This window comes from Vibrio sp. Vb1729 (assembly GCF_033338655.1).
GTDB lineage: Bacteria > Pseudomonadota > Gammaproteobacteria > Enterobacterales > Vibrionaceae > Vibrio > Vibrio alginolyticus.
In genome coordinates, this window is sequence record NZ_JAWOTB010000039.1 from 2,702 (window position 1) to 5,227 (window position 2,526).

Genomic DNA, 2,526 nt, shown 5'->3' on the forward strand with positions numbered 1-2,526 from the left:
ACTCCATCGAGCTTTTTCTTATCTGCTGCCGTCATTACCCCTGCATGAGATGTCGTCACCGCACTTAAAACCGCATCTTTACCCGTAGAACTCTTGATCGTTTGAGTTGTGGCATTGCGAGATGCCGTCAAGTTGGTTGCGATATTCGCTTGTGCTCCAGCTTGTATGCCATCCAGCTTCTTCTTGTCTGCTGCGGTCATAACCCCAGCGCTCGATGTTGTTGCGGCACTTAAAGTGGCATCTTTACCCGTAGAGCTATTAACCGTTTGAGAATTGGCGTTGCGAGACACGCTCAAGTTAGTTGCTACATTGACTTGAGCCCCACTCTGAATCCCGTCTAATTTTTTCTTATCGCTTGCACTCATCCAACCGGAGGCTGTTTTAGTGGCATTCTTAACATTCTTGTTGATGTATGACGCGACAGACTGAAAGACTCGTTTTGCACTCCATAGGCTACGGTGTTCATCCTCACCAGCTTCAGCTTGTTGCTGAGTGATAACATCCCACACGCGCCAATCAGTAACATTGCCATGGGAGTCAATGCCAGCAAGTCGAGCGATGTAATGCTGTTGACCGTTTTCATCAACGTAATTACTGAGTTCTGTTTTTGAGCTTCTTACTGTCGCTATGTTTTCCCAACGAGAGAGTGCGCTGCCTTGGCGTACCACATCTAAGTACAAGCCGCAGGGAACGCCATCACTGACCACCACCTCTTTTTTTGAGAGCTCAACACGTAACCCTGAGACATATACAACTCCGGGACTAACAACAAATGTGTTTGACTTTCCTTTAGCGACAACCGAGCAGCCACGTACAAAGGCCGAACCGCCATAATGGTCAAGGTTCGTCAAACGTAAATCATCATCAATGCCCATTAAGCGCGCATGAAAATCTATCTGCCAAGTTCCTGGGTCAACATGAATATTTGCTATCGCTGCAGCGCCACTGTACTCCTGCGCGACGGACTTAATAGTGGTCATGTTTTCTTCTTTAGTTTCCGTATTCTTATACACGATCAAGCCACAGGAGTTCTCAACATGCTTGTCATGGAGGTAAATCGCATTGAACTTAAAACTCGGTGTGGTTGACTGAAGAATGACGGAATACACCAACGTATTACTATTAAGTCGCGCAGCCTGGTCCACTTTTTGACGATGCACGATATACGCTTCACTAGGCAGACCTAGGGTACGGTCAATCGTTGATTCAGCGTCTAAGTTAGGAATATGAGCAAACACAAACTCGTTCATGTTTGTCGTACTACCCGCTGTAATTTTATCCACTAAATAGCGCTCAAACTGAGCAGGGATAATGGTTTGGCTCATACTGTATTATTCCTCTAGTTTTGCACTAAATAGCTGCTGACTTTGGCTGAAACAGGCCGTACGAATGTGCACCTGAATGGGATAAACAACTTCAAATCGATATCGACGGCAAGTTCTCCCATACTGCTCTATGAGCACTTGAACCAACTTGCTGTTTTGCGAGATATCGCCATCACTTAGCTCAATAGTACAAACGTCCCACTGAACTTCGCTTTGACGCTCTTTGAACTTAACGATGCCAATGCCTAGCCTTTCAAAAATCCGCTTGAAACCCGCTACGCTACCTGCGTCTTTGGCGTTCACTTCTGCGTATTTCACTCGCTTTCGAAACAGTGAAAGTGGCTCACTCTCAAACCTTTTGATATCTCTATCCCATGCCATTAATTCCAATGCTTTTTCGTTACAGGTCAACGCATCCATTTGGCGAAGCGGAAATAGCAGACTGCTCCAAACTATCTGGAAGAATGAAAAAGCGCCTTTAGATAAAAAGTGAGGTTCTTTGACTTCATCCGCCGTCGTTCTTCCGTCCTGCCACCATGGGATCACAATTTCTGGTAAGCGAGGGGAATGTCGGCTTTGGTCGTAATTTCGAGACTCAGACATCCACGAGTTCCCTAACTGCGAGTGATTTCAATCGAGGCTGTTCTAGCTTGCTGATAATGTCTTTTTGGACTTTTCCGTCTACGGTAAACCTTACCGATTCAACTTCCGTCATGTTGGTATGTATCTCAGTACCAAGCAAAGATAAGCTAAAACGATGCTCAGGTTTCGCGCGTGTCATTTCTGGGTAAGCTGCTGTTTCTCGAAAAGCCGCTCTAATCCTCTCTTCCACTTCAAGAAGTTCATTCACTTTGGTGGCGCTGTCTAAGTTCTCAGCTAAGACGACATCCGCCGTGATCTCATGTTTCGTATCGGGAATGGCTTTACAGGTAAGCACATCACCGTGGCCGTGATGCCCTTTAGACATTATGTGCTCATTTAGCTGTTCAAGAACGGTTAGCGGGGTTGGCCCCACTTCCATCAAAATCAATGCTTCTGCTGAACCAGGGGTTATGTCCCCTGTATTTCTAAAATAGATGTTATCACTTCGGATCCCCGCTACGCTGGCGATGATAGAGCGATACACATCATCGATGTGCCATTCACCAGAGCTAGTAAAGGCATTTTGAATACGAAGCGCTAACTCTTCATCAGTCTCTGC

3 protein-coding genes are annotated in these 2,526 nt (G+C 46.0%); all 3 read right to left on the reverse strand.

Annotated features, from left to right (window positions below):
- A partial coding sequence (locus R7E29_RS16605) for a phage tail protein (protein ID WP_318082756.1) occupies positions 1–1,325 on the reverse strand: 1,325 nt, incomplete at its 3' end.
- 6 nt (positions 1,326–1,331) lie between these two features.
- On the reverse strand, positions 1,332–1,928 hold the full coding sequence (locus tag R7E29_RS16610) for a phage tail protein (RefSeq protein ID WP_318082757.1): 597 nt from the start codon (positions 1,926–1,928) through the stop codon (positions 1,332–1,334).
- A partial coding sequence (locus R7E29_RS16615; protein ID WP_318082758.1) for a baseplate J/gp47 family protein occupies positions 1,921–2,526 on the reverse strand: 606 nt, incomplete at its 5' end. The genes R7E29_RS16610 and R7E29_RS16615, both read right to left, overlap by 8 nt.

Bases quoted from the DNA above. Each gene is read 5' to 3' on its own strand.
- R7E29_RS16610 (WP_318082757.1), bottom strand. From the start codon at position 1,928: ATGTCTGAGTCTCGAAATTACGACCAAAGCCGACATTCCCCTCGCTTA.